This is a genomic window from Enterococcus sp. GPZ-007 (assembly GCF_059374735.1).
In genome coordinates this window covers 115,880-134,941 of the sequence record NZ_JCAFYN010000001.1, presented here as the reverse complement: position 1 = coordinate 134,941, position 19,062 = coordinate 115,880, and the positions used below count along the sequence as shown (strand labels likewise).

17 protein-coding genes are annotated in these 19,062 nt (G+C 42.1%); 12 read left to right on the top strand and 5 right to left on the bottom strand.

Annotation, left to right across the window (positions count from 1 at the left end; translation table 11 throughout):
- Nucleotides 1-281: 281 nt before the first annotated feature.
- The gene (yeiL, locus tag AC4J95_RS00555) at nt 282-953 is read right to left on the bottom strand and encodes a transcriptional regulator YeiL (protein ID WP_494548195.1); all 672 of its coding nucleotides are present in this window, start codon (nt 951-953) and stop codon (nt 282-284) included.
- Between the two features lie 102 nt (nt 954-1,055).
- Here yeiL and rihB point away from each other — a divergent pair, with 102 nt between their 5' ends.
- The 6 genes from rihB to AC4J95_RS00525 all read left to right on the top strand — a co-directional run bounded on the left by rihB (nt 1,056) and on the right by AC4J95_RS00525 (nt 7,804).
- Complete coding sequence (gene rihB, locus AC4J95_RS00550; RefSeq protein WP_494548194.1) at nt 1,056-2,009, top strand: ribosylpyrimidine nucleosidase; 954 nt, start codon at nt 1,056-1,058, stop codon at nt 2,007-2,009.
- Between the two features lie 102 nt (nt 2,010-2,111).
- Complete coding sequence (gene rbsK / locus AC4J95_RS00545; protein WP_494548193.1) at nt 2,112-2,972, top strand: ribokinase; 861 nt, start codon at nt 2,112-2,114, stop codon at nt 2,970-2,972.
- A gap of 54 nt (nt 2,973-3,026) precedes the next feature.
- Nucleotides 3,027-4,112 (top strand): BMP family lipoprotein, encoded by a 1,086-nt coding sequence (locus AC4J95_RS00540; RefSeq protein ID WP_494548192.1) that lies wholly within the window; start codon nt 3,027-3,029, stop codon nt 4,110-4,112.
- An 86-nt stretch (nt 4,113-4,198) separates the two neighbouring features.
- Complete coding sequence (locus tag AC4J95_RS00535) at nt 4,199-5,734, top strand: ABC transporter ATP-binding protein (RefSeq protein ID WP_494548350.1); 1,536 nt, start codon at nt 4,199-4,201, stop codon at nt 5,732-5,734.
- On the top strand, nt 5,727-6,854 hold the full coding sequence (locus AC4J95_RS00530) for an ABC transporter permease (protein ID WP_494548191.1): 1,128 nt from the start codon (nt 5,727-5,729) through the stop codon (nt 6,852-6,854). The genes AC4J95_RS00535 and AC4J95_RS00530 overlap by 8 nt, the downstream gene beginning before the upstream one ends.
- Nucleotides 6,851-7,804 carry an ABC transporter permease gene (locus AC4J95_RS00525; protein WP_494548190.1) on the top strand — a complete coding sequence of 318 codons (954 nt, stop codon included), beginning with the start codon at nt 6,851-6,853 and terminating at the stop codon, nt 7,802-7,804. Before AC4J95_RS00530 ends, AC4J95_RS00525 begins: the two co-directional genes overlap by 4 nt.
- 48 nt (nt 7,805-7,852) lie before the next feature.
- On the opposite strand, the gene AC4J95_RS00520 is transcribed toward AC4J95_RS00525, so the two are convergent.
- Nucleotides 7,853-10,447: a YfhO family protein gene (locus tag AC4J95_RS00520; RefSeq protein ID WP_494548189.1), complete on the bottom strand. Its 2,595-nt coding sequence runs from the start codon at nt 10,445-10,447 to the stop codon at nt 7,853-7,855.
- Between the two features lie 274 nt (nt 10,448-10,721).
- Nucleotides 10,722-10,910, bottom strand: a complete 189-nt coding sequence (rpmB, locus tag AC4J95_RS00515; RefSeq protein WP_494548188.1) for a 50S ribosomal protein L28 — start codon at nt 10,908-10,910, stop codon at nt 10,722-10,724.
- Nucleotides 10,911-11,232: 322 nt separating this feature from the next.
- On the opposite strand from rpmB, the gene AC4J95_RS00510 reads away from it, so the two are divergent.
- The 5 genes from AC4J95_RS00510 (at nt 11,233) to acpP (ending at nt 16,960) form a co-directional block, all read left to right on the top strand.
- Nucleotides 11,233-11,595 carry an Asp23/Gls24 family envelope stress response protein gene (locus tag AC4J95_RS00510; protein ID WP_010742791.1) on the top strand — a complete coding sequence of 121 codons (363 nt, stop codon included), beginning with the start codon at nt 11,233-11,235 and terminating at the stop codon, nt 11,593-11,595.
- 29 nt (nt 11,596-11,624) lie between these two features.
- Complete coding sequence (locus AC4J95_RS00505) at nt 11,625-13,307, top strand: DAK2 domain-containing protein (RefSeq protein WP_494548187.1); 1,683 nt, start codon at nt 11,625-11,627, stop codon at nt 13,305-13,307.
- A 152-nt stretch (nt 13,308-13,459) separates the two neighbouring features.
- On the top strand, nt 13,460-15,493 hold the full coding sequence (recG, locus tag AC4J95_RS00500; RefSeq protein ID WP_494548186.1) for an ATP-dependent DNA helicase RecG: 2,034 nt from the start codon (nt 13,460-13,462) through the stop codon (nt 15,491-15,493).
- A 102-nt stretch (nt 15,494-15,595) separates the two neighbouring features.
- Nucleotides 15,596-16,597: a phosphate acyltransferase PlsX gene (plsX, locus tag AC4J95_RS00495; RefSeq protein WP_494548185.1), complete on the top strand. Its 1,002-nt coding sequence runs from the start codon at nt 15,596-15,598 to the stop codon at nt 16,595-16,597.
- Nucleotides 16,598-16,714: 117 nt separating this feature from the next.
- Nucleotides 16,715-16,960, top strand: coding sequence for an acyl carrier protein (gene acpP / locus AC4J95_RS00490; protein WP_494548184.1), 246 nt, complete (start codon nt 16,715-16,717; stop codon nt 16,958-16,960).
- Between the two features lie 43 nt (nt 16,961-17,003).
- Here the strand turns inward: acpP and AC4J95_RS00485 are convergent, their stop codons facing one another.
- Nucleotides 17,004-17,609 (bottom strand): HAD family hydrolase, encoded by a 606-nt coding sequence (locus tag AC4J95_RS00485; protein WP_494548183.1) that lies wholly within the window; start codon nt 17,607-17,609, stop codon nt 17,004-17,006.
- Between the two features lie 50 nt (nt 17,610-17,659).
- Nucleotides 17,660-18,163 (bottom strand): cysteine hydrolase family protein, encoded by a 504-nt coding sequence (locus AC4J95_RS00480; protein ID WP_494548182.1) that lies wholly within the window; start codon nt 18,161-18,163, stop codon nt 17,660-17,662.
- Nucleotides 18,164-18,330: 167 nt separating this feature from the next.
- Between AC4J95_RS00480 and rnc the strand changes: the two genes are divergently transcribed.
- On the top strand, nt 18,331-19,026 hold the full coding sequence (gene rnc, locus AC4J95_RS00475; RefSeq protein ID WP_494548181.1) for a ribonuclease III: 696 nt from the start codon (nt 18,331-18,333) through the stop codon (nt 19,024-19,026).
- Nucleotides 19,027-19,062: the final 36 nt, after the last annotated feature.

The following is a 19,062-nucleotide window of genomic DNA, read 5'->3' as shown; positions in this document are numbered from 1 at the left end:
GAACTTGAGCAGCAATAATAGATTTTTAGCAAGATAGCGAACAAGCAGTTTAGCCTAATCGTATGCGGACGAAAATCACTTCATTTTCCGTGGGCTTCGAAGAATGAATTCCTTACTCTGAGTTAGCTGTCCGTTAGGTTTTTCACAGTGATTAACGATCAAGCTCTACTCATTTTTTGATAGAGAAAAAATGAATCTGCTGTGTAGCCTAATGATATGCGGATCGAGAATCAGAATTATTTTTCCGGTTTTTGGGAAATAATCTCCTTATTTCGAGCTATCTAGGCTTTCACTTCGGACGCCAATTGGGTCAATGTTTCAATATCTTGAATGAGATAGCCTTTTTTCATCTTTTTCAGATAGCCATCCTCCACAAATTGAGCAATCACGAAGAGCAGATGGCGATAGGAAACACCTAGATATTCGGCGACCTGCGTGTGTTTTTCACGGTAGGTTCCTTCGTTCTGCGTCAATAAAATAAAGGAGGCTAGACGTTGTGAAAGTGGAAATCCTTGATTTTGAGTCGATGCTTTGATATTACGATAATTTTTATGGGCGAAATAGATGCAGAGCTTTTGCAGAAAAAGTGCGTCCTTCAATAAGCGTTTTTGGCAAACCTTTCTTGCTAGAGCCAGGCACCAGCAGTCTTCGATCGCCTGTACACTAAAGGCGGTTTGATTTTCATCGACGAGCTCCATCTCACCAATAAAGCAAGGCGGAGAAAAGAAATCGATTAATGCAACTTTTCCATTGGCTAAGGTGTCATATAATTTGGCTTTCCCCTTGACTAAATAGAATAAATGGGTAGGCGCATGGTCTTCTTTAACGATATAGCTGTTGGCTGGAAAGAAAAATAATTGTGTGTCTAAGCTGACATCGAAGGAAAACTGATCAAGGTAGTCAGATGAGCGGATGAATTGCTGTTTTAATTTTTCATTTTGCAACTTCTTCATTTTTCTGCCTCCTTATATGAGAATTCTCATACTTATCATAAGCAGGAACTTACTATAATGCAAATAGATAAAGGAAATAAATTTTCTTAGGGGGTTTTCAAAATGGAAAAACGGAAAATTATCTTAGATTGTGATCCGGGGCATGATGATGCCATTACGATGCTGATGGCGGCGGCACATCCGAAAATTGATTTGTTAGGAATCACTATTGTAGCAGGAAATCAAACGTTAGACAAGACAGTGGTAAATGGGTTGAATGTTTGTCAGTTATTAGGAATTGATGCAAAAGTTTATGCAGGAATGCCAAAACCACTGGTACGTGAGCAAGTGGTAGCAGGAAATGTTCACGGGGAGTCTGGCTTGGATGGACCTGTCTTCGGTCCGCTGCATCGTCAGGTAGAAAAAACAAATGCGATTGAATATATCATCAATACATTAATGGCTAGTGATGGTGATATTACACTCGTGCCTGTGGGGCCATTAACAAATATTGCAGTCGCGATGCGGATGGAGCCATTGATCATTCCGAAAATCAAAGAAATCGTTTTGATGGGCGGAGCTTATGGAACAGGAAACTTCACACCTTCTGCTGAGTTTAATATTTTTGCCGATCCGGAAGCGGCGCATGTTGTGTTTAGTTCAGGAGCACCGATCGTCATGATGGGACTTGATCTGACACATCAAACAATTTGTACGGAAGATATTATCGAACGAATGGAAGCAGTGGGAAATGTCGCTGGAAAACTATTTGGCGATATCATGCGCTTCACATTGAAGAGTCAGTTCGAATGCTTCGGTTTAGCTGCTGGTCCATTACATGATGCTACTTGCGTTGGTTATCTGATCTCTCCTGAAGCGTTTGAAACACAGGAAATGTATGTTGAAGTTGATATCAATCGTGGACCTTGTTACGGTCGTACAGTTTGCGATGAGCTTTATGTGTTAAATCAGAAGTCGAATGCAAAAGTTGGTAAGAAAATCAATGCAGAGCATTTTTGGGATTTAGTCGAAGAATGTATTCGCATGTACTCTGATGTGTACGCTGAAGCAAAATAAATTGGTGAAAATGGAGAGGAGCAGCTTAATAGAACTGGTAACGGTTGTTTCTCTTTCAATGTTTTGTAAGCGGTTTAAGAGATGGAAAGAGGAGTGAGTTAAATGAAAGTCGTGGTTGTTGGGAGCATTAATTTGGACTTAGTCGTTCAAGCGGAACGTTTTCCTGAAGTCGGCGAGACGATGTTTGGAACAGACAGTAAAATGCTGCCAGGCGGAAAAGGCGCGAACCAGGCTGTCGCGGCAGCGCGATTAGGAGCGGACGTGACGATGATCGGCTGTGTTGGTGAAGATGCTTACGGCGAGATTATCTTGAAAAACTTTAAAGAGAATAATGTCGATACGTCATGTATCAAAAAAGTTTCAGAGCCGACAGGTGTGGCGTACATCACAATCGCAGAAAATGATAATTCGATCATTCTCGTTCAAGGGGCGAATGCTTGCGTTGATCGTTCATTGATTGATGAAAATAAAGCGCAAATTTTGGCAGCGGATATCGTGATCGCTCAATGTGAGATTCCGATCGAGGCGAATAAATACTTGATTGATTTTTGTGTTGAAAATAACGTCTGTCTAGTATTGAACCCTGCGCCCACGCCAGAGATCGAGTCAGAATATTTAGCTAAAGTAGCATTTTTAACACCAAATGAGATTGAGATCAATCAATTGTTTCAACAGGATGTTCAGACTGTTTTGCAGGAGCATCCCAATCAAATCATTATGACCTATGGGTCTAAAGGTGTTCGTTATTACAACGGTGAAAAGCTGATTGAAGTGCCAAGCTATCAGGTTTCAGTTGTTGATACGACAGGAGCCGGCGATACATTTAATGCAGCATTTGCCGTTGCCTATGCCAAAGACCAAGAGCTGGAAGCAGCGATCAAGTTTGCTAATCTTGCAGCCAGTAAAACGGTCCAAGGATTAGGTGCGCAAAGTGCGATGCCAAGAATCGAAGAACTAATTTAACCATAAAATTACAATAATAAGAAAGCGCTATCAAATAAGAGGAGGATTTTTTAAATGAAAAAAACGAAACTTTTTTCTTTAGGTGTTGTTGGAATGGCTGCTTTACTGACCTTTAGCGGGTGCGGCGGCGGTAATAAGAGCAGTGCGTCATCGGGCAAAGAAGATGCAGATCACAGTGTTGTGATGGTTACAGATGTTAGTGGTGTTGATGATAAATCCTTCAACCAATCTGCTTGGGAAGGTTTGCAAAAATGGGGCAAAGAGCAAAAATTCAAACGCGGAATCGGCGGATATGACTATATTCAATCTAATGAGATCGCACAGTTCGCTTCTAACATTGATACGGCTGTGTCGAATGGCTTCAAGACTGTCTTTGGGATTGGTTATTTATTAGCGGATTCGATCGAAGCAGCTGCAGGACAAAATCCTGATACCAATTTTGTCATTATTGATACAGTGATCGAAGGGAAGGATAATGTCGTTTCGGCTACCTTCAGAGATAACGAAGTTGGTTATATTGCCGGAGTGTCTGCTGCCTACACGACGAAGACAAACAAAGTTGGTTTTATTGGCGGGGAAGAAGGCAAAGTAATCGATCGTTATGAAGCCGGGTTTACTAAAGGTGTAAAAGATACTGCGAAGAAATTAAACAAAGATATTTCGGTTGATGTGAAGTATGCAGCTTCCTTCGGCGATCCGGCTAAAGGCAAAGCTTTAGCAGCGAATATTTATCAAAACGGTGCAGATATTATCTATCAAGCGGCTGGCGGAACTGGCGCAGGAGTATTCTCAGAAGCGAAGGCCCTAAATCAGGATAAAAATGAAGCGGATAAGGTTTGGGTACTAGGTGTGGATCGTGATCAGCAAGATGAAGGAACCTATAAATCTAAAGATGGCAAAGAAAGCAACTTCTGTCTTACTTCAACCATCAAATCTGTTGGTGTAGTCGTACAGGATATCTCAACCCGTGCGCTTGATGGTAATTTCCCTGGCGGCAAACACTTATCATTTGGTTTGAAAGATGGCGGTGTGGAAATGACCGATGGTTATTTGAGCGATGAAGCAAAAACTGCCGTAAAAGATGCCAAAGAACAAATTATCGCTGGTGATGTAAAGGTTCCGGAAACACCGGAAGATTAGTCTGATCGTGCCCAGTAATTTTGGCGGGCATTTTTTAAACAGGAGAGGTGTGAAATAAAGTGGCAGAAGAACACTATGTCATAGAAATGCGCCATATCACCAAGCGATTTGGCGATTTCAAAGCGAATGATGACATCAATCTGAAAATTCGTAAAGGTGAGATCCACGCCTTACTAGGCGAAAATGGCGCTGGTAAGTCAACGTTGATGAATATACTGTCAGGATTATTGCAGCAGACTTCCGGTGAAATCTATATGGATGGTCAGGCAGTCAAGATCACGAGTCCAACTAGAGCGAATCAATTGGGAATCGGGATGGTCCATCAGCATTTTATGCTGGTTGATGCTTTTACGGTAACAGAAAATATTATTTTAGGCAGTGAACTTAGCACTAACGGTGTGTTGAATACGCAAAAAGCCAAGGAAGAAATTACTCGTTTATCGAATGATTATGGCTTGCAGGTCGATCCAGATGCTTATGTTCGGGATATTTCAGTTGGGATGCAACAGCGGGTGGAGATTTTAAAAACGTTGTATCGCGGTGCGAACGTGTTGATTTTTGATGAGCCAACAGCTGTTTTGACGCCTCAGGAGATTGATGAGCTGATCGAGATTATGGCGACCTTAGTCAAAGAAGGTAAGTCGATCATCTTGATCACCCACAAGCTTGATGAAATTAAAAAGGTGGCGGATCGCTGCTCTGTTATTCGTCGCGGGCGTTATATCGGAACTGTTGATGTAAGAGATGTTAGCTCACAGGAATTGGCCGATATGATGGTGGGGCGTTCAGTTTCATTTAAAACAGACAAACAAGCAGCTAATGTTGGCGAAGTCATTCTGTCGGTCAAAGATCTAGTTGTAAAAGAAAGCCGCGGACTTGAGGCGGTCAAAAATTTAAGCTTAGAGGTACATCGTGGGGAAGTTTTAGGGATCGCCGGCATTGATGGCAACGGACAATCAGAATTGATCCAAGCATTGACTGGGTTACGTAAAATCGAAAGCGGCACGATCACCATCAATGGCAAAGATGCCACGAATAATAAGCCAAGAGAAATCACCGAGATGGGCGTTGGACATGTACCAGAGGACCGACATAAATACGGCTTGGTTCTGCCTTTGCCACTGTCTGAAAATATTGCGCTGCAATCTTATTATCATGAACCATTCAGTAAAAACGGTATTTTAAACTTTGGCGAAATTCAAAAATATGCTAATCGTTTGATTGAAGAGTACGATGTGCGGACGACTAGTGAACAAGCACCGGCTGCTTCCTTGTCTGGCGGAAATCAGCAAAAGGCGATCATCGCTCGTGAAGTTGATCGTGATCCAGAGCTTTTGATCGTAGCCCAACCAACGCGCGGTTTAGATGTCGGGGCGATCGAATATATTCATAAGCGTTTGGTAGAACAACGTGATAAAAATAAAGGTGTCCTGCTGATCAGCTTTGAACTGGATGAAATTCTAAATGTCTCTGATCGTATTGCCGTTATCCACGCCGGTGAGATCGTTGGGATCGTGGATCCAAAGGAAACCTCGGAAAATGAGTTGGGCTTATTGATGGCCGGCTATAGTTTGGAAGATGCACGAAAAGAGTTAGTAAAGGTTGGTGAAACTAATGAATGATCGTTCAGAACAGATCAGAAATGCTTTAGTTCCGATTATTTCAGTGATCCTTGGGTTCTTGCTTGGCGGATTACTGATGTTGGTGACGGGGTATAATCCGGTCATGGGGTATCAAGCGATGTTCCGCTCGGCATTCCAAAGCAGTATCTCGATCGGTGAAATATTAGTTGGTGCAGGTCCTCTGATTTTTACGGCTCTGGGCTTCTCGGTAGCAAATTCAGCAGGCTTCTTTAATGTTGGGCTGTCTGGGCAGGCTTTGTGTGGGTGGGTAGCAAGTATCTGGGTCGCGTTGAGTATGCCGACAGCGCCTAAATTAGTCGTTGTACCATTAGCGATTATTGCAGGGATGTTGGCTGGTGGCTTAGCGGCGGCGATCCCAGGTTTATTACGAGCTTATTTCGGAACGAGTGAAGTAATTATCACTATTATGATGAATTACGTGTTGCTGTATACAGCCAATCATATAGTAAATAATGTTATGTCACCGGAAATTATTTCTAATAAGGGTGTTACAAAAATCGTCGGGGCAAATGGATTACTGCGAGAACCATGGCTAACGAATCTTTTCGGCGGTTCCCGGGTCAACATGGGATTTGTTTTGGCCTTGATCTTTTTAGGGTTGGTTTGGTTTTTGATGAAACGAACTACTTTAGGATTTGAGATCCGTTCTGTTGGGATTAATCCTTTTGCCTCTGAATATGCTGGGATGAGCAGCAAGCGAACAATTGTGATCTCGATGATGATCTCAGGGCTATTGGCAGGATTGGGTGGTGTGGTCCAAGGATTAGGAACTTTTGGAAATTATTTTGTTCAAGGTTCATCTATCAGTATTGGGTTTGATGGGATGGCTGTTTCTTTATTAGGAAATGGCGGATCAGTCGGGATTCTATTGTCAGCCTTATTATTCAGTATTTTAAAACTTGGCGGACAAGGCATGCAATTTGCGGGAGTTCCCAGTGAGTTGGCTAATAGCGTGATTCCTTTGATTATTTTCTTCGTCGGGATCAATTATGTGGTGCGAGTTGCTTTGACAAAAGTTCAGGTAAATAAAAAAGCGGAGAAAAAGGTGGAAGAAGTAAAGATACAGTCGTTAAAGCAAGAAGGAGTTGATTTGGAATGAACATTCAATTATTAAGCTCGCTGATTTCGCAAACTCTTGTTTATTCTGCTCCGTTAATTTTAACAGCTCTAGGCGGTGTTTTCTCAGAACGGAGTGGGATTGTAAACGTTGGGTTGGAAGGAATCATGGTTACTGGTGCTTTTAGTTCGGTGATCTTTAATTTGAGTTTTGCCGATCAGTTCGGAGCGCTGACTCCTTGGCTAGGTGTTTTAGTCGGGGGGATCGCTGGGATGCTGTTTTCGCTGCTTCATGCGATAGCAACAGTCAACTTTCGAGCGGATCATGTCATCAGCGGAACGGTCATGAATTTGCTGGCTCCGCCGTTAACGATCTTTTTGATCAAGGTTCTTTATGGCAAAGGACAGACAGATACGATTCAAGAACAATTTGGTTATTTTGATTTTCCGGGATTAAGCAAGATTCCGATCATTGGTGAATTGTTCTTCAATAAGACCAGCTTGCCAGCCTATTTTGCCATTGCTATGGCACTGGTTGCTTGGTTCATTATTTATAAAACCAAATTCGGTTTGCGTTTGCGATCAGTAGGGGAAAATCCGCAGGCGGCGGATACATTGGGAATCAATGTCTATGGGATGCGTTATGCTGGCGTACTGATCTCAGGTTTCCTTGGCGGGATGGGCGGTGCGGTATTTGCTCAATCAATTGCCGGACGTTTCGCGATTACGACGATTGCCGGACAAGGATTCATTTCACTGGCAGCGATGATCTTTGGTAAGTGGAATCCGCTAGGGGCGATGGGAGCCGCGATGTTCTTTGGGTTTGCTCAAAACTTGAGTATCGCCGGAGCAAATCTGCCGGTTATTTCACAGATTCCAGATGTCTATCTGCAGTCTGCACCATATGTACTGACGATCCTTGTTTTGGTAGTCTTCTTAGGAAAGGCAACAGGACCAAAGGCGGGTGGCGTCAACTATATCAAATCTAAATAGCTTTTTGGAAAATGCAAAACAGGAGACTCGAGCTGAGCCTCCTGTTTTTTAATGCTGATGTGTTTTCTTAGGTTTTAATGATCGCAGATAAAGGATAAACATACCGATTGCGACTACGAAAGAGATCGCTCCGGGGATAAACCCTTTCGGCATATAGCTAAAGGTAACTTTGTGTTTGCCTTTTGGCACATGGATGCTGACAAAGGCGTTTTGGAAGGCTTTCGTGTCGACTTTCTTTCCATCGATTTTAGCCGTCCAGCCTTCATCGTAGGGAATCGTCGTGATCAAGGTTTGCGCTTCTTTGACATTGACCGTTCCTTCAGCACTGTGCTGGCCGACCTTCATATCCACGCCGTTGTCCTTGATCTTGTCTACGGCTAGGCGATAGGCTACTGTATCTAAAGCTAATACTTGCGGGTTCTGGAAGCTGATGGATTTTGTTCCATAGAAGCTGGCAGTAAAGGTGACCATTGTTGACTCTTGATAATAGCCTAAGTCGTAATACTGACCGCTGATTCCGATTTGAGCCTGCCGTGTTTGCCCGTTAGTTGTGACCGTCGCTGTCGAGCTTTCTAATTCAGCAAAGTCGTAAGGATAGAGACTTAAGTAAGCCTGTGTATTCGCTGGGACCTGAACCTTCCAAGTAACATCTTTTGCAACGTTTCCTTGTTTTTCGGTAATGGTCGTGATATTGCCAGCGTTAGTGACGTTGGCGTTTTTTGTATCTATTTGCGTGATCGGTAGGAACTGGAAGTATTGGAACTGCTCTTGCGATAACGCATTGAATAGTTGTGTTTGTGTACCAAGATTATCATTTGGCGAAGGCTGTAATTTATCGATACTCTGTGGTGCGGTAAAAGCTAATGGCAGAGCATAATTATTCTCGAAAAGATTGTACTCGCCAACGCTCTTTGTTTTTGTAAAGCCGTACTTATTCAAGTTCTTGGCCTTAGCAATATTGTATTTGATTCCCGTGAAGGCATCCGCTAACAGGGTGTTGTTCTGATAACGGATATTCAGACTGGTTCCTCGTGAACGAAAGCCTAGTTGATCCATGTAGCCGGAAGAATGCCGGTTACGGATCGAAGAAAACATGCTGATGCCGCTATAACCATAATTAAAGGCATCATTGGAGGAAACAGGATCCAAATTTTCCATCCGATAGAAATTTTTATTATCGTCCTTCGTTTCGTCAACTAAGGCTTTGATCGAAGGATAAGGTTCGGTATAAAGACTGCGTGACGCGTAATTCCAATCCTTCAAAATACCGCGTGTCATAAAGCTGCTATTGATAAAGGCTTCGGAACACATCAAAAGCAGCAGCAGGACACTAAGTACTTTCAGCGGAATCTTGTTGAAATGATGAGCTGTAAAGACTAACGCATAGACAGCCAAGAAAGCAATCGTGATATAAAACGAGATGTTTTTAAGGTAATTATAGTCTTTGCCCTTCATACCCCAGAAAATCGCGAAGACAGCGATCAGCAGCAGACAGGCGGCGACCAATTGTAAAAGATTCTCCCGCTCCAATTTTTCCCAGCCCCAGGCAGCTAGTGTGATTACTAAAAATGATAGCAAGTAGGCATAGCGGAACAAGAACATGTTGGGCGCGTGCATTCCATGCCAAAATAAATTCATTGGCTGGATATAGAAACTTGCGATCAAGATCGCGGCAACCGCGCCATAAGCGATTTTATTCTTCCAAGGAATCTTTTTGCAGATAAAGAAAAACAGACAGAAAGCTAATGGCAACAGACCAATGTAAATAAACGGGATCGAACCATACTTTGTTGTATCATACGAACCGATTAAATTTTTAGCAATAAAATCCCACCAGTTCGTTGCTTCGGTCCTAAAAGTTGAGATGGTCGATAATTCTTCACCATTGGCGCGTAAATCCAAAATCGACGGTAGGATCATAATCATGGAAGCAAATCCTGCCAACAACGAGGTGAAGCCGTAAGGGATGATACTTTTTTTATATACCTTCCAATTTGTGATTAAACGGGCGATAAAATACAGTACCGAGAAAACGCCAATCATAAAGCCCATATAAAAACTGGTCAAAAACAACATTAAATAGGAAACAAACAGTACAGTCGGCTTTTTCAAGTCCATGACACGATTGATGCCCCAGATAATCAAAGGCAGATAAACAAACGCGTCCAGCCACATGATGATCTCAGAATGGGCGATGGCAAAGGACATTAAGGCATAGGTGACGCTTAGTGCTACCCGCGACCAATTTGGCAGCTTAAAACTGCCCTTGGCGTAAAACCAAAATGCTAGTCCGGCTGAGCCGATCTTTAACAGAGTCAAAAAATACAGAGCATCAGGCATTAGTTGGTTGGGGAAGAAAATTACCAGCGGGGTAAAGAAACCACCGAGATAATAGGATACTAATGATAGATAATTCAGCCCCATAGAGGCATTCCAATTATATAAAAGGCCTTGCTTGCCTAACAGCATATTCCTAAAACTTGCGTGGAAATTCGAAAATTGTGAAAAAGCATCGCTGGCTAAAATACTGCGGCTTGATCCAGGATAAATCCCGATCGTCAAATAAACGATCACCATGAGCAGGAAAGGCAGGAAGAAACTGGCCAATAAATACCAACGGTTTTCTTTAAGATAGTTTTTCATATAAAAATTCACCAAACTTCTTTCAACAGATTATTCAAATTTTACCATACAAGTAACGAAAATAATGTGAAAGAGGTGTGAAACTCGACCTAAGAATTTAAAAGTGAGAACATTTAATTATAAATGACAATGTGAAAAAGAGCCGATATGATCGGCTCAATGATATGTATAAAGGGAGTCAGTTTCTTAAAGTGACATCAAAAAATGCCATCTTTGTAAGTAAAAATCGACAAAATAAAAAACCGCTCGAAATGAACGGTTTGATTGGATACTATTAAACGCGCTCAACTTTTCCAGATTTCAAAGCACGAGCTGAAACCCAAACTTTTTTAGGTTTTCCGTCGATTAATACGCGAACTTTTTGCAAATTAGGTTTTACAGTACGTTTAGTAGCGTTCAAAGCGTGAGAACGGTTGTTTCCGCTACTTGTTTTACGACCAGTAAAATAGCAAACTTTTGCCATGTGATATTTCCTCCTTTAGCCTTGATATTGGAGCGCTTCTTTGGCTCATACTAAAATAAAATAGCATAGATTAGCAAGATTAGCAAGCAAATTTTTTTAGAAAGATTGACAATCTAAGGATTTGCAGGTAAATTATACTCTGTTAGCGTAAAATTTTTTAGCAAAAGTTTTGATGTAAGAAAGTTAGCAGAAACTTGCGGCGAGCAGGGAGTGCCCTATCAGCAAATCGCAATGGAACTTTCTTTTATTTGTCATAGGGCTATGATAAACTATTATAGTAGAAAAAATGGGCGAATAGGCCTATTTAAGGAGGCTAACAACTATGGCTGTGAAAATTAATACACAGACTGGTATGATCGAAATTTCAAACGACGTCATCGCGACGGTTGTCGGCGGTGCAGTTACTGACGTGTTTGGTATCGTCGGTATGGCTAGCAAAAATCAAATCAAAGACAATATCACAGAGATTTTAAGAAAAGAAAATTATTCACGCGGCGTCGTTGTACGTCAAGAAGAGAACGGAATCGCAGTCGACGTCTATACGATCGTCAGCTACGGCACGAAGATCTCAGAAGTATCGCGCAATGTCCAAGAAAAAGTGAAATACAATTTGGAAACGATGCTAGGGGTTACAGCCAACTCAGTGAATGTCTATGTTCAAGGTGTACGTGTTCTGCCTGACTAAAGGCAGCGTTCTTAAGGAGGACTAAGTAAGTGAAGGTAACAGAAATCAGCGCGAGTCAATTCCAAGAAATGGTAGAGGCTGGCGCTAAACGTCTGCAAGTCAATGCAGAATATGTCAATTCATTAAATGTTTTTCCAGTGCCCGATGGCGATACTGGGACCAATATGAATTTATCAATGACCAGCGGTGCAACTGCTGTGGTCAATTCCGCTTCTGAAAAAGTTGGCGAATTGGCTAACGTTTTAGCAAAAGGTCTATTAATGGGAGCACGTGGAAACTCTGGCGTAATCCTATCTCAATTATTCCGGGGTTTTTCTAAAGCGATTTTGGATGTTAATACATTAAATGCTGAAGATTTAGCAAAAGCGCTGGTTCACGGAGTGGAAACTGCTTATAAAGCAGTGATGAAACCCGTAGAAGGAACGATTTTGACTGTTGCGCGCGAATCAGCGAAAGCCGGCGAACGCAAAGCTAGACAAACGGATGACGTGATCGAAGTGATGACAGCAGTCGTTAAATATGGGAAAAAAGCATTGGATAAAACACCAGACATGCTGCCAGTCTTGAAAGAAGTTGGCGTAGTAGATAGCGGCGGTCAAGGATTATTGTTCATTTATGAAGGCTTCTTAAGCGCGTTAAATGGCGAATTCCAAGTAGATGACACGTATGAACCAAGTCCAGCTGAAATGGATGAAATGGTTAATGCCGAACATCACCGCAGTGTTCAAGGTCAATTAGCAACAGCGGACATCAAGTTTGGCTATTGTACTGAGATTATGGTTCGTCTTGGCGAAGGACCAACTGTTGACAGCAACTTTGACTATGATACATTCCGTAACTATTTAGATGGTATCGGTGATTCATTATTAGTCGTTAATGATGACGAAATTGTCAAAGTTCATGTGCATACTGAGCATCCAGGGGAAGTCATGAATTATGGCCAAAAATTTGGTGCTCTGATCAAGGTCAAAGTCGACAATATGCGTCAACAGCATGAAACGATCTTGGAGCATGATGAAGAAGTTGCGGCTTTCGAGGCAGCACCAGCGGAACATAAGCCTTATGCAGTGATCGCTATTGCGGCAGGTGAAGGTGTGCAAGAATTATTCAAGAGTCTTGGAGCAGCGTACGTGATCAGTGGTGGTCAAACGATGAACCCAAGTACCGAAGATATTCTAAAAGCAATTAAAGAGGTCAATGCCGATCAAGTAATCGTTTTGCCGAATAATAAAAATATCTTTATGGCGGCTGATCAGGCGGCAGAAGTTGCCGATATCCCTGTAGCGGTCGTACCAAGTAAAACCGTCTCTCAAGGAATGACAGCGATGCTGGCCTTCAATGGCGATCAAAGCTTGGAAGACAACAAATCAGCAATGACTGAAATGCTGGATTCTGTTGTCAGTGGACAAATCACCAATGCAATCCGTGATACAGCAATCGATGGCGTTGAGATCCACGAAGGCGATTATTTAGGCATGGTCGATGGTAAAATTGTTCTTTCTGAAGCCGATAGATACCAAGCGACTTTAGATACTTTGAACAAAATGATCAGTGAAGATATCGAGATCATCACCATTATCGTTGGTGAAGAAGGCACACAAGCCGAAGCTGAAAAATTAAGCGAAGCAGTCGAAGCAGGCTATCCAGACTTGGAAGTTGAGATCCACGAAGGAAAACAACCAGTCTATCCATACTTGCTTTCAGCAGAATAATTTAGAAAAAAGTCGGAGGGAGCGAGCCAAGTATATCTGGCTCGCTCCTCATTTGTTTAGTAAAGCAATGATTTAAACAAGTTCTTGTTAAAGATACTTTGTGCAATGATATGAATGACGAGAAACGTATTTTAAATGGAAGGAGGTTGTTTATGACGATTCAAGAATCTGTATCGGTGCTGCCTGGTGTAGGGCCGAAGCGCGCACAAACCTTAGCTGAATTGGGAATTGTGACGATCGAGGAACTGTTAAGTTACTATCCTTTTCGCTACGAGGACATTCAGGAGAAAAATCTATTAGAGATTAATGATCAAGAAAAAGTCACTCTAAAAGGTGTAATCGTTTCTGCGCCGGTGGTTAGTCGTTTTGGTTACAAAAAGAGTCGGCTGCAGTTTCGAATGATGCAGGATCACGCGGTCTTCATGGTCTCCTTTTTTAATCAGCCTTATTTAAAAGACAAAGTCGAAGTCGGCGAAGAGTTGGCGGTTTACGGGAAATGGGATGCCAAACGCAAGTCGTTGACTGGGATGAAAATTCTTGGCGGCAAGCAGACGGAAGAGTATGCACCGATTTATCATGTGACTAAATCGATCCGTCAAAGTACACTAGTCGATTTGATCAAAGTCGGCTTTGAAAAATTTGGTGATCAGGTAACGGAAAATTTGCCGGATTATTTATTAGAAAAATATCGCTTAATGCCGCGGAAGCAAGCAATGCGGGCGATGCATTTCCCAAAAGATCCGAAAGAAAATCAGCAGGCTAAACGTCGCGTGGTTTTTGAAGAGTTTTTCCTCTTCCAAATGCGAATGCAGGGCTTAAAGAAGAGTGAGCGCAGTGAGAAAAATGGGATCGCGATCCGGTACGATGTGGAACGTTTGAAGCAATTCACGCAAAAGCTGCCCTTCGAATTAACTGATGCTCAAAAACGGGTTACCAATGAGATATGCTATGATCTGCGGAGCAAGAAGCATATGCAGCGGTTACTGCAAGGAGATGTCGGGAGCGGGAAAACAGTCGTTGCGGCGATTGCGTTATATGCTACGATGACAGCAGGATTCCAAGGGGCCTTGATGGTGCCGACAGAAATTTTGGCACAGCAGCATTTAGAGAGTTTGAATCAATTGTTTGATCCGTTAGAACTCACAACAGCATTGTTGACTGGTTCCACCAAGACCAAAGAACGGCGCGCGATTTTGACTGGATTACAGAACGGCGAGATCGATGTCGTAATCGGGACACATGCACTAATTCAGGATGATGTGCAATTTGCCAATCTTGGTCTAGTTATTACTGATGAGCAGCATCGTTTCGGAGTGAATCAGCGACGCGTTTTGCGGGAAAAAGGATTACATCCAGATGTTCTCTTCATGACAGCAACTCCGATTCCGCGGACACTGGCAATCACGGCATACGGTGAGATGGATGTCTCAATTATTGATCAAATGCCGGCCGGTCGGATTCCGGTCAAAACTAGTTGGATCAAGCCAAAACAGTTGGAACATACATTGGATTGGGCCAAGCAGGAATTACAGTTGGATCATCAGCTCTATGTAATCTGTCCTTTGATCGAGGAGTCTGAAGCGCTAGACGTAAAAAATGCGACAGAAATTTATGAGCATTTGAAAGAATACTATGCGCCAACTTACCAAGTTAGCCTTTTGCATGGAAAAATGAAGAATGCTGAAAAAGAAATGATTATGGAAGAATTTAAAGACAATCAAAGCCAAATCTTGGTTTCCACTACCGTTATCGAAGTGGGTGTCAATGTCCCCAATGCCACCGTGATGTTTATCATGGACGCGGATCGCTTTGGGTTGGCGCAGCTGCACCAATTGCGCGGTCGGGTTGGTCGTGGTTCGGATGCGTCATACTGTATCTTAGTAGCCAGTCCGAAAAATGAAATGGGTAAAGAGCGGATGAAGATCATGACTGAAACCAACAATGGTTTTGTGTTGAGTGAAAAGGATTTAGAATTGCGAGGTCCTGGTGAAGTCTTTGGTTTCCGTCAATCGGGATTGCCGCAATTTTTGATTGCGGATTTAGTGAACGACGCAAATGTTTTAGAAGTTGCCAGAGACGAAGCAAATCAAATTTGGCAGGTGGAAAACTGGCGAGATCAACCGGCCTTCGCTCCCTTGGCGCAAACGTTAAAACCAACCGAAACCGGCGAAACATATTTCGATTAGTCTGTGCTATACTGTAGAAAAATTAGAGCAGCCAGACCCTTTTATTAGCGAAAGGGTATCCGGCTTGAAAAATGAATTCATTATAAAGGAGAGATTTTTCTCATGAAAATTGCTGTAGACGCAATGGGAGGCGATTTTGCCCCAAAAGCGATCGTGGAAGGTGTAATGCTAGCGCAAAAAAATCATCCAGAGATCGAATTTCAATTATATGGAAAAGAAGATGCGATTCGCCAATATGTGACGAACGAAAAAAATATTACGATCATTCATACAGATGAAAAAATCAACAGTGACGATGAACCTGTAAAGGCGATCCGTCGCAAGAAAAACGCCTCAATGGTTCTAGCTGCCCAAGCAGTTAAGGAAGGCAAAGCTGATGCGATTTTTTCAGCAGGAAACACTGGCGCGTTATTAGCCGCGGGTCTGTTTGTTGTCGGACGGATCAAAGGAATTGAACGACCAGGTCTAATGTCGACCTTGCCTGTTTTAAATAGCGATCAAGGATTTGATATGCTGGATCTCGGTGCGAATGCAGAAAATAAACCTGAGCATATTCATCAATATGCGATTCTGGGTTCATTCTATGCCAAGCACGTTCGTGGGATTGCGAATCCCCGCGTTGGATTGTTGAACAATGGGACAGAAGAAACTAAAGGTAGTGAGTTGACGAAGGAAGCCTTCAAACTGTTGCAGGCGGAAGAAAGCATCAACTTTATCGGCAATGTAGAAGCACGCGAACTGCTAAACGGTGCTGCTGATGTTGTCGTAACAGACGGCTTTACCGGTAATGCGGTTCTAAAAACGATCGAAGGTACAGCGATGGGCTTGATGGGCTTATTGAAGGGTAGTATCAATGACGCAGGTGTCAAAGGAAAACTTGGTGCGGCAATGTTGAAGGACACGTTGTATGGACTAAAAGATAAATTGGACTATTCTTCTCATGGCGGTGCCGTGCTATTCGGACTTAAAGCCCCTGTGATCAAAACACATGGTTCTACAGGACCTGAGGCAGTGGCAAACACGATTGATCAAATCTATACGATGTTGGATACAAATGTGGTTGGACAATTGGTCCAGTTTTTTGAAGCGCCCAAAGCAGAATAAGAACCACGCCAATTTGCCGAAAAAGGTAGACAAAGCAATCAAACATCAGTAAAATGAACTGTGACCTTCTGGTAGAACATAGACGAATATTAGTAGATCAGGCGGAGGTGAATGTTGTTGACTCGTGAAGAAGTATTTAACAAAGTTGCTGAAATAATTTCAAATCATTTTGAAATTGATAAAGACAAGGTGACTGTTGAATTGAGTATCAAAGACGACTTAAATGCAGATTCAATCAGTATTATGGAATTTGTTTTAGAATTGGAAGATGAATTCGGAACAGAAATTTCTGATGAAGATGCTGAAAAAATTGAAACAGTTGGAGCTGCAGTTGATTACATTATGGAAAACAACGAAGCTTAACAGAAAAAGGTGCATCAGCAATCTGCTGATGCACCTTTTTTGGCTATAAAAGACCCAGTCGAGCCAGTTCTTTTTCTAATGCTGAAAAGTTTCTTTTAAAGTGAAAACCGTACATACCGGTCTCTTCTGCGGCTAGGATGTTTGCCGCTGAATCATCAATAAAATAGCATTCAGCCGGATTTAACCGAAAGTGACTGTAAAAGGTTCGGAAAATTTCGTGTTCAGGCTTAGATAATTTCCAATCTGCGGAGATGAAGATACCGTCAAAAGCATGATGACTTGGCACTTTATCTTCATATAAATAGTAATCTTTCGGTGCGTTTGACAGGATATAAAGAGACAACCCCTTTTCTTTTAGTCGTTGAGGAAGCTCAGCCATTTGTGGGATGGAATTCAGTCCATTATACCAAGTAGCCAGTAAATCTTCGGCGACAGCATGTAAATCTTCTGGGAGTCTTGATTTTACTGAAACTAAAAGTTCCGCTCTGTTCATTAATCCTTTGTCGAAACGCAGCCAGTCCACCGAGCCGAAAATTTCGGACATGAGTAGCATCTGCTGTTGGGGATCCTCTGTTTTCTCCATGACGAAACGTGCTGGATCAAAATCTACTAAGACATTTCCCAAATCAAACACAATATTTTTGATCATTAAAACTCCTCCTATCGGAAATAATTTTTTGTTATTGGATGGTTCTGATTTTATTTAATGAGCCGTAAGAATCGTTTATCCCAAATACTTTCGTAAAAAGCAATCGTGTCAACGGCTGAAAGAAAATCATTGTCATAGGTAGTAGAACCGTTTTTCAGCATGGTCAATTGGTAGCCTAAGCCGTGAGCAAATTTTACGGTCGTGTCGATGCAATACTGAGTCTGAGCACCACAGATTTCTAGGCTGTTGATTTGCTTTTCCAGTAAGATTTCTTGTAGATCAGTATGATAAAAAGAATTCGCATGGGTCTTTTGAACGGTGAAATCGTGCTCTTCACGGTCTAGTTCAACTACGATTTCCCACTCTTCTGAATCTGGCACTAAGTCCTCATCACAATGCTGGATGAAAATAATTGATTTCTTTTGTTTTCGATAAAGCTGGATGCGTTGGTTAACTAGAGCAATCAGTTCAGTGAAATGATCAATCGTTTTTCCATCAAAGCATACTCCCCGTTGCAAATCGATGATCAGTAATGCGTCAGACAGTTTTTCCATCAAAATTCCTCCGGTCGTTTTTTCTACTGTAGCATTTTTTGGAAGCTAGGAGAAAAAAGTTCACTGATTCTTTGAAAATTTCTTACTATCACGACTTCTGATTTAAAATTCACAGAAAAAACAGTATAATAAAGCGTGATGGAAATCTCAAAAAAAGGAATGAGCCCATGGATACACAGTTGATCAATGAATTGAAAGAAAACTACGACATCGTCTTTCACGATGTGAACTTATTAGAGCAGGCGTTTACCCACTCATCATATGTGAATGAACACCGTAATATGAATATTTCAGATAATGAACGGTTAGAATTTTTAGGGGACGCTGTCTTAGAAATTCAGGTATCGGACTATTTGTATCACCACTATCCAAAGTTGCCGGAAGGACGTTTGACCCGTCTGCGCTCGGCAATCGTACGAGAAGAAAGCTTATCAAAATTTGCGAAAGAATGTCATTTTGATCATTATATTATGTTAGGCAAGGGCGAAGAAAACTCTGGCGGACGTGATCGTGCAGCTTTGTTGTGTGATCTTTTCGAGGCTTTCCTGGGCGCCTTATATTTGGATCAAGGTTATGATGTGGCATTGCGCTTCATTCAGACCGTTGTTTTTCCAAAAATCGAAGCAGGTGTCTTTACGCGAGAAATGGATCATAAAACCCGTCTGCAGGAAGTCTTGCAAAAAAGCGGGGATGTATCGATCGATTATCGTTTAGTCAACGAAGAAGGACCTGCCCATGAACGAATCTTTACTATTGACGTGTATGCCGATGATCGATTGATTGGTTCTGGTCAAGGCAAATCGAAGAAATTAGCAGAACAAGATGCAGCGGAAAAAGCATTAGCCAAAATCGCGGCAAAGTAGCTTACATTTCTTGGTGAAATTTTTAGGAGGAACATT